The organism is Hydrogenophaga sp. (assembly GCF_019264445.1).
Lineage (GTDB): Bacteria > Pseudomonadota > Gammaproteobacteria > Burkholderiales > Burkholderiaceae_C > Hydrogenophaga.
In genome coordinates this window covers 24,132-31,846 of sequence record NZ_JAHVAB010000004.1, presented here as the reverse complement: position 1 = coordinate 31,846, position 7,715 = coordinate 24,132, and the positions used below count along the sequence as shown (strand labels likewise).

Below are 7,715 nucleotides of genomic sequence, written 5' to 3'. Positions count from 1 at the left end.
ATGCGGCGCTTGGCCTCGTCGGCCTTCGCCGAGTCGGTCGAAGCGATGGTGATCGTGCCGTCTTCGTCGATGTTGATCTGCGTGCCGGTCTCTTCGGTCAGCGCGCGAATCACGGCGCCGCCCTTGCCGATCACGTCGCGGCTCTTCTCGGGGTTGATCTTCATGGTGAAGAGCTTGGGCGCGAAGTTGGAGACTTCGGTCTTGGCTTCGCCCATGGCGTCCTGCATCTTGCCCAGGATGTGCATGCGCGCTTCCTTGGCCTGGGCCAGTGCGACCTGCATGATTTCCTTGGTGATGCCCTGGATCTTGATGTCCATCTGCAGCGCAGAGATGCCGTTGGTGGTGCCAGCGACCTTGAAGTCCATGTCGCCCAAGTGATCTTCGTCACCCAGGATGTCGGTCAGCACGGCGAAACGGTTGCCGTCCTTGATCAGGCCCATGGCGATACCAGCCACGTGGGCTTTCATCGGCACGCCGGCGTCCATCAGCGCCAGGCAGCCACCGCACACCGAAGCCATGGAAGAAGAACCGTTGGACTCGGTGATCTCGGACACCACACGCATGGTGTAGGGGAAGTCTTCCTTGCTCGGCAGAGCGGCGATCAGCGCGCGCTTGGCCAGACGGCCGTGGCCGATTTCGCGGCGCTTCGGCGTGCCAAAGCGGCCAGCTTCGCCGGTGGCAAAGGGAGGCATGTTGTAGTGCAGCATGAAGCGGTCTTCGAACTCACCCGCCAGCGCATCGATGCGCTGCGCGTCGCGGTCGGTACCGAGCGTGGCCACGACCAGCGCCTGGGTTTCACCACGGGTGAACAGGGCCGAGCCGTGGGTGCGGGGCAGCACGCCGTTGCGGATTTCAATGGCGCGCACGGTGCGGGTGTCACGGCCGTCGATGCGCGGCTCGCCGGCCAGGATCTGGCCGCGGACGATCTTGGCTTCGATTTCGAACAGCAGGGCTTCCACCGCCACGCTGTCGAACTCCACGCCTTCGGCCTTGAGGGCAGCGAACACGTCGGCATAGGCCGAGCGGCAAGCTTGCGTGCGCGCTTGCTTGTTGCGGATCTGGTAAGCGGCTTCCAGCTTGGCCTTGGCCAGAGCGTCGATCTTGGCGATCAGCGGCTCGTCCTTGGCAGGCGGCTGCCAGTCCCAGGCCGGCTTGCCGGCGTCGCGCACCAGTTCATTGATGGCTGCGATGGCGATGTTGCCCTGCTCGTGGCCAAACACCACGGCGCCCAGCATCACTTCTTCGGACAGCTGGTCGGCTTCCGACTCCACCATCAGCACGGCAGACTGCGTACCCGCGACCACGAGGTCGAGCTGGCTGTCTTTGAGCTGGGTCTGGCCCGGGTTGAGCACGTACTGGCCATTGACGTAACCCACGCGGGCGGCACCGATGGGGCCGTTGAACGGGATGCCGCTGACCGACAGGGCGGCCGAGGTGGCGATCATGGCGGCGATGTCGGCCTGCACTTCGGGGTTCAGGCTCACCACGTGCACGATCACCTGCACTTCGTTGTAGAAGCCTTCGGGGAACAGCGGGCGGATCGGGCGGTCGATCAGGCGGCAGGTCAGCGTTTCGAGTTCGCTGGGGCGGCCTTCGCGCTTGAAGAAGCTGCCAGGGATCTTGCCGGCGGCGTACGACTTCTCCGTGTAGTCGACGGTCAGGGGGAAGAAATCTTGACCGGCCTTGGCTTCGGTCTTGGCAACCACCGTGGCCAGCACCACGGTGTCATCGATGTTGACCAGCACGGCGCCGGTCGCTTGGCGGGCGATCTCGCCCGTTTCCATCGTGACGGTGTGGGGGCCCCACTGGAACGTCTTGGTGACTTTGTTGAACATGCTCATGGTGGATCTCCTGGAATTTTTTCCGCGCTACGGCGGAAAACACAACGTGCGGCCAAACCGCACAAAACCCGGAAACACAACCCAGAACACGATGCCATTCCAGATGAATTGAGTGAATCGCCGGTGGCGCTCAACCCGCTTGGAATGACACAGCTTCGCTCTGTAATCGATGCTCCGGAATCAAAAAAGGCGCGTGACAAGCAAAAAACGCCCGAGCCAGCGAACCAACTCAGGCGTTTTGCGCATCACAACCCGTCCAATTACTTGCGCAGGCCCAGTTTCTGGATCAGGGCGAGGTAGCGCTCGGCGTCCTTGGACTTCAGGTAGTCGAGCAGCTTGCGGCGGCGGCTCACCATGCGCAGCAGACCGCGACGGCCGTGGTGGTCCTTTGCGTGGGTCTTGAAGTGGGGGGTGAGCTCGTTGATGCGGGCGGTCAGCAGTGCGACTTGCACTTCGGGGCTGCCGGTGTCGTTGGCGGCGCGGGCGTTGGCCGCGACCACTTCGGCTTTGATGGATTGGGCAATCATTGCAATTTCCTTTGCCAGTTGCCTGGCGTTACATGCGTCCCGTTGCAGCCATGGGCCGCCGCGGGCGTGAATTTGCCATCTGTCGAGACAGCAACCGCGGATTATAGACCAGACGGCACTAGCGGCCCGATGGCGGCTGGGCGCCCAGCCAGTCGCGCAGACGTTCGACGCCCTGCACGAGCCGGGCGGTGTCGCGGCTGGCGAAACACCAGCGCAACCAGCCTGCGGCGTGCGGGCTGAAGGCGCTGCCGGGCGCCAGGCCCAGGCCCGCCTCCCGCACCAACCGCTTGGCCAGCGTCAGGCAATCGGCGTGTCCTTCCAGGCGAAAGAACGCGTACATGCCGCCCAGAGGCTCGGCCAGCGTGACGCCGGGCACAGCGCGCAACAAGGGCACCAGCTTGTCTCGGCAGTGCCTGAGGTGCGCCACCAGCGCGGGTGTGACTTCTTCACCGCGCTGGAGCGCCACCGCAGCCGCCCGCTGCACGAACACCGGCGCGCAGGAGGTGTTGTATTCGATCAGCTTGCCCATCGCCTCGGTCAGCCCGGGCGGCAGCACCAGCCAGCCCAGCCGCCAGCCGGTCATGAGAAAGCTTTTGGAGAAGCTGTGGGCCACGATGACGCGGTCGTCCGGCCCGGCCACATCCAGGAAGCTGGGCGCGGCCCCGTTGGCGGTATCGCCCGCGAAGTAGAGGCGTTCGTAGACCTCGTCGGCCAGGATCCAGGTGCCGGTGCGGCGGCAGTGCGCCAGGATGGCCTGCTGCTCGGGCGCGCTGAGCGTCCAGCCCGTGGGGTTGTTGGGCGCGTTGACGATGAGCATGCGGGTGGCCGGCGTGATCTTGGCGAGCAATGCCTCCATATCCAGCGCCCAGGCCCCGGCCCGGGGCCCGTCGGACTGCACACGCAATGGCACGCGGGTGATCTTTGCGCCCATGATCAGCGGCTGCGCCTCCAGGTTGGGCCAGGCCGGCGTGACCACCACCACTTCATCGCCCGGCTCCACCAGCGCTTGCGATGCCAGCATCAGACCATTGACACCCCCCGAGGTGACGACCACGCGGTCGAACCAGTGGGCTTCGCCTCGCCCCGGGTGCAAACCATCGGTGTAACGGGCCAGCGCGTGGCGCAACTCGGGCAGGCCCAGGTTGTGCGCGTAGAAAGTCTCGCCTTGCTGGAGAGAGGCCACTGCGGCATCCCGGATGAAAGCGGGCGTGACTTCGTCGCTTTCGCCAAACCAGAACTTGAGCACGTCGGCTCGCCCCAGGCCCTCGTTGGCCACTTCCCGGATGCGCGAGGCCTCCAGCTGCTCCACCACGTGTCTCATGCGCAAACGCTCCAGCGAATCAAGGTCGCTGCATGGTACAGGTGTGGGGCAGCTCGGCCTGCTGGGGCGTGAGGTTGCGGATCACGCGAAAACCATAGCCGGATCCCTCGACGTCGAACTTCACGCCTGGCGCGCCCTGCCGGTCCATCACCGCCACGGCGAGCGACTGCTGGAACTGGTGGTCGGCGCCGCGCATGCGGGCGCGCTGGCCGGCCAGCGTGACGTCGGCCTTTTCCAGCTGGGCAGCGATGGTCGCGGCATTGACCGGGCCCTTGGCACCGGCGCGCTCGATGGCCTGCGCCAGCGCTTCGATCATGAGCTGCATGCGCATGTGCACGTAATCGTCGGCGGGGCTGGGGAAGCGCTCGCGAAACGATTTGTAGAACTGCTCGGACTCCGGCGTGGGCACGTTGGGAAACCAGTCGGCCACCGCAATCACCTTGCCAATGCCGGCGTCGCCCATGGCCGCAGGAGCGCCCAGCGCGTTGCCGTAGAAGGTGTAGAAGCTGCCCTCAAAGCCGCTCTCGCGCGCGGCCTTCACCAGCAGGGTGAGGTCATTGCCCCAGTTGCCCGTGAGCACCGCCTGCGCGCCGCTGGCCTTGATCTTGGCGGCATACGGCAGAAAGTCTTTCACGCGCGCCATGGGGTGCAGCTCGTCGCCCACGATGGTGATGTCAGGGCGCTGTGCGGCAATCTGGCTGCGCGCCTCGCGCAGCACGGCCTGGCCAAAGCTGTAGTCCTGCCCGATGAGGTAGATGTTTTTGAGCTGCTTGTCTTCGCGCAGCACGCTCATGAGCGCCTTCAGGCGCATGTCGGCGTGGGCATCGAAGCGGAAATGCCAGTAGCTGCACTTCTCGTTGGTGAGCACGGGATCGACCGCCGAATAGTTGAGGAACAGCACCTGCCGGGCGGCGTCGCGCTCGTTGTGCTTGTTGATGGCGTCGATCAGGGCGCTGGCGGCCGCCGACGAATTGCCCTGCGTGACGATGGTGATGCCCTTGTCCATGGCCGAACGCAGCGCGGAGAGCGCCTCGTCGGTCTGCCCCTTGCTGTCGAAACGCTCGATCACGAGCGGGCGGTTGCCACCGGGCAGCTTCACGCCGCCCCGCGCGTTGACGCGCTCGGTGGCCCAGACGAGGTTGCGAAACACGGCATCACCCGTGTTGGCAATCGGGCCGGACAGGCCTTCGATCATGCCGATGCGAATGGGGTTGGCCGCGGCTGGTGCGGGGGCCTGCGCCAGCGCGGCGGCCGTGGTCAGGCTGCCCAGCAGCGAAGCAATGAGCGCACGGCGGCGCGACAGAAACGACAAATTGAACAGGGATGTCATGGAAAAAGTAAGCTCCAGGGTTGGGGCCCGCAACAGGTTGCGGCGTGCGCGGCCAAGTCGCCTATGCGACAGGTCGGCAGTCTAATTCATAATTACGCGCCTGCTTTCACGGGCGCGTGTTCAAGGGCTGGAAGCGCTCAGGTCCGCCAGCGGCCAGCGCGGCTTCACATCAAAGCGGTAGCCCTCGCTGGCCTCGCCGGCCAGCGCCAGCCCCGCCTGCACCCGCATGCCCCCGGCCAGGGCGATCATGGCGCCGTTGTCCGTGCACAGATGCAGCTCGGGGTAGTGCACGCGGACGCCCGAGCGCGCACAAGCGGCACCCAGTTGTTCGCGCAGCAAGGCATTGGCGCCCACGCCACCGGCCACCACGAGGCGGCGCAGCCCGGTCTGGCGGATGGCCGCGAGCGACTTCTTCACCAGCACGTCGACAATGGCGGCCTGCACGCTGGCGGCCACATCGGCTTTCTGTTGCGCACTCAACGGGTCGGCCAGGTGCAGCGTGGCGGGGCCATCGAGTTGGGCGTGCGCCAGGCGTTTGACCTGCGTGAGCACAGCCGTCTTGAGGCCCGCAAACGAGAAGTCCAGGTCGCCGCTGTGCAGCAGCGGCCGTGGGAATTTGTAGGCCTGCGGGTCGCCCTGTTGCGCCAGCCGGGAGAGCGCCGGACCGCCCGGATACGGCAGGCCGAGCAGCTTGGCCGACTTGTCGAAGGCTTCGCCGGCGGCGTCGTCGATGGTTTCGCCCAGGAGCTCGTAGCGCCCCACCCCGTCCACCCGCATGAGCTGGCTGTGCCCGCCAGACACCAGCAGCGCCACAAACGGAAACTCGGGCGGGTCGGCACTCAGAAAGGGCGAGAGCAGGTGCCCTTCCAGGTGGTGCACACCGATGACCGGCTTGCCCAGTGCAAAACCCAGCGCACAAGCCACGCCCGAACCCACCAGCAGCGCGCCCGCCAGGCCAGGGCCGCGGGTGTAGGCCACCGCGTCCACCGCCGAAAGCGGCAGGCCCGCCTGCGCCAGCACGGCGTCTGTGAGGGGCAGCACGCGGCGAATGTGGTCGCGACTGGCGAGCTCAGGCACCACGCCACCATAGGCCTGGTGCATCTCGATCTGGCTGTGCAGGGCTTGCCCCAGCAACCTGGGGGTGGCATGGCCGCTGGCGTCCACCAGGGCCACGCCGGTTTCGTCGCAGGACGATTCGATTCCCAAAATGCGCATCCGGGAAGTGTACGGGGCGGCATGTTTGTTGCTGTGCTCTCGTGCGCACCCCACCTCTCCACGGCCATACACATTGATGACATCGGGTTTGAAATTCCTGGTCGCAGCCAAACGCTGCGAAATCGCCGAGCTGCAACAGCTCGCCTTGACCAGCGCACTGGTGAATGTGACGGGTCGGCTGGTGCATGCCTTGCAGCGCGAGCGCGGGGTGTCCAACCTGCATCTGGGCTCGCAAGGCGCGCGATTCACCGACATGCGCCAACAGCAGATCGAGGAATGCCGCCGCATCGAGGCCGAACTGCGCGCCTGCTTCGACAGCCTGGACACCGACACCGCCCGGGTCGGCCACGGTGCGCGGCTCTTCAGCCGCATCGCCTACGTGCTGCAGGGGCTGGACGCGCTGGACGGTTTGCGCGCGCGCATTCAATCGCTGGCGTGGACGCCGCGCCAGGCCACCGAAGCCTATGTGCGTCTGATCGCCGGGCTGCTGGCGGTGGTGTTCGAGGCCGCGGACAGCGCGAGCGACCCGGAGGTGTCCCGCCTGCTGGTGGCGCTCTTCAACTTCATGCAGGGCAAGGAATTCGCAGGGCAGGAACGCGCGGCAGGCTCGGCGCTGTTCGCGTCCGGGCGCGCCGATGCCGCCGAACAACAGCGCCTGCTGCACCTGATCGAATCGCAGGAGCGCTGCCTGCAGGTGTTCGAGGCGTTTGCCAATGCAAAGGCCGAGCACCTGTGGACCGCCAACCAGACCAGCGCCACGCTGGCCGAACTCGAGCGCATGCGCCGGGTGCTGTGCACAGCCACCGACGGTGCGCCGCTGAACGTGCAGTTGAGCCAGGCCTGGTTCGACTGCTGCAGCCAGCGCATCGACCGCATGAAGGCGGTCGAAGACCGGTTGGCACTGGACCTGCTGCGCACATGCGAGGACAAGATCGCGGCGGCCCAGCGCGAACTCGACGCCTACCAGGCCCTGAGCGCGGCCTCCAACCGCGACGCCGATGCCCTCTCCTTCTTTCACCAGGCCAGTGCAGCGGACAACGCTGCACCGACCACCGCCAACGGCTTTGCGGCAGGCGCCCAAGGCTATGGCCTGCAACTGGAGCGCTCGATTCTGGAGCTGGTGCAAGAGCAGTCCAGGCGGCTGCAGACGATGGGTGAAGAACTCGACACCGTGCGCGCCAGCCTCAACGAGCGCAAGGTGATCGAACGCGCCAAGGGCCTGCTGATGGCGCACCGACACCTCAGCGAGGAAGAGGCCCACAAAACCATGCGGCAGATGGCGATGAACCAGAACCGGCGGCTGATCGAGGTGGCGGAGGCGGTACTGGCGATGGCCGACGTGCTCCCGGGTCGTTTGCGGTGAGCGGGCGCCGTGTGCTGCGGCGCACAACTTTCGTGCCGTGCGCGGCCTTCGCACCAGTTTGAAGCCCGCCAGATCGGGCTGCGGCCAGCGCGCATGGCGCAGCCCCGAGCCTGGAAGG

The 7,715-nt window shown here is 66.3% G+C and carries 6 protein-coding genes; 1 reads left to right on the top strand and 5 read right to left on the bottom strand.

Going from position 1 to position 7,715, the window contains the following annotated elements; genetic code table 11:
* The 5 genes from pnp to tsaD form a co-directional block, all read right to left on the bottom strand.
* Positions 1 to 1,841 (bottom strand): polyribonucleotide nucleotidyltransferase (pnp, locus tag KXJ60_RS00310; protein ID WP_291123170.1); only part of this gene is annotated, 1,841 nt, incomplete at its 3' end.
* Positions 1,842 to 2,101: 260 nt separating this feature from the next.
* On the bottom strand, positions 2,102 to 2,368 hold the full coding sequence (gene rpsO / locus KXJ60_RS00305) for a 30S ribosomal protein S15 (RefSeq protein ID WP_291123168.1): 267 nt from the start codon (positions 2,366 to 2,368) through the stop codon (positions 2,102 to 2,104).
* 118 nt (positions 2,369 to 2,486) lie between these two features.
* Positions 2,487 to 3,689, bottom strand: coding sequence for a pyridoxal phosphate-dependent aminotransferase (locus tag KXJ60_RS00300; protein WP_291123167.1), 1,203 nt, complete (start codon positions 3,687 to 3,689; stop codon positions 2,487 to 2,489).
* A gap of 19 nt (positions 3,690 to 3,708) precedes the next feature.
* Complete coding sequence (locus KXJ60_RS00295) at positions 3,709 to 5,019, bottom strand: branched-chain amino acid ABC transporter substrate-binding protein (RefSeq protein ID WP_291123164.1); 1,311 nt, start codon at positions 5,017 to 5,019, stop codon at positions 3,709 to 3,711.
* Between the two features lie 120 nt (positions 5,020 to 5,139).
* Positions 5,140 to 6,234 (bottom strand): tRNA (adenosine(37)-N6)-threonylcarbamoyltransferase complex transferase subunit TsaD, encoded by a 1,095-nt coding sequence (gene tsaD, locus KXJ60_RS00290; RefSeq protein ID WP_291123161.1) that lies wholly within the window; start codon positions 6,232 to 6,234, stop codon positions 5,140 to 5,142.
* A 76-nt stretch (positions 6,235 to 6,310) separates the two neighbouring features.
* On the opposite strand from tsaD, the gene KXJ60_RS00285 reads away from it, so the two are divergent.
* Positions 6,311 to 7,597 carry a nitrate regulatory protein gene (locus tag KXJ60_RS00285; protein WP_291123159.1) on the top strand — a complete coding sequence of 429 codons (1,287 nt, stop codon included), beginning with the start codon at positions 6,311 to 6,313 and terminating at the stop codon, positions 7,595 to 7,597.
* Positions 7,598 to 7,715 lie beyond the last annotated feature (118 nt).

Excerpts from the sequence above, each read along its gene's own strand:
- rpsO (WP_291123168.1), bottom strand. The coding sequence starts at position 2,368 with ATGATTGCCCAATCCATCAAAGCCGAAGTGGTCGCGGCCAACGCCCGC.
- KXJ60_RS00300 (WP_291123167.1), bottom strand. The coding sequence starts at position 3,689 with ATGAGACACGTGGTGGAGCAGCTGGAGGCCTCGCGCATCCGGGAAGTG.
- KXJ60_RS00295 (WP_291123164.1), bottom strand. The coding sequence starts at position 5,019 with ATGACATCCCTGTTCAATTTGTCGTTTCTGTCGCGCCGCCGTGCGCTC.
- tsaD (WP_291123161.1), bottom strand. The coding sequence starts at position 6,234 with ATGCGCATTTTGGGAATCGAATCGTCCTGCGACGAAACCGGCGTGGCC.
- KXJ60_RS00285 (WP_291123159.1), top strand. The coding sequence starts at position 6,311 with ATGACATCGGGTTTGAAATTCCTGGTCGCAGCCAAACGCTGCGAAATC.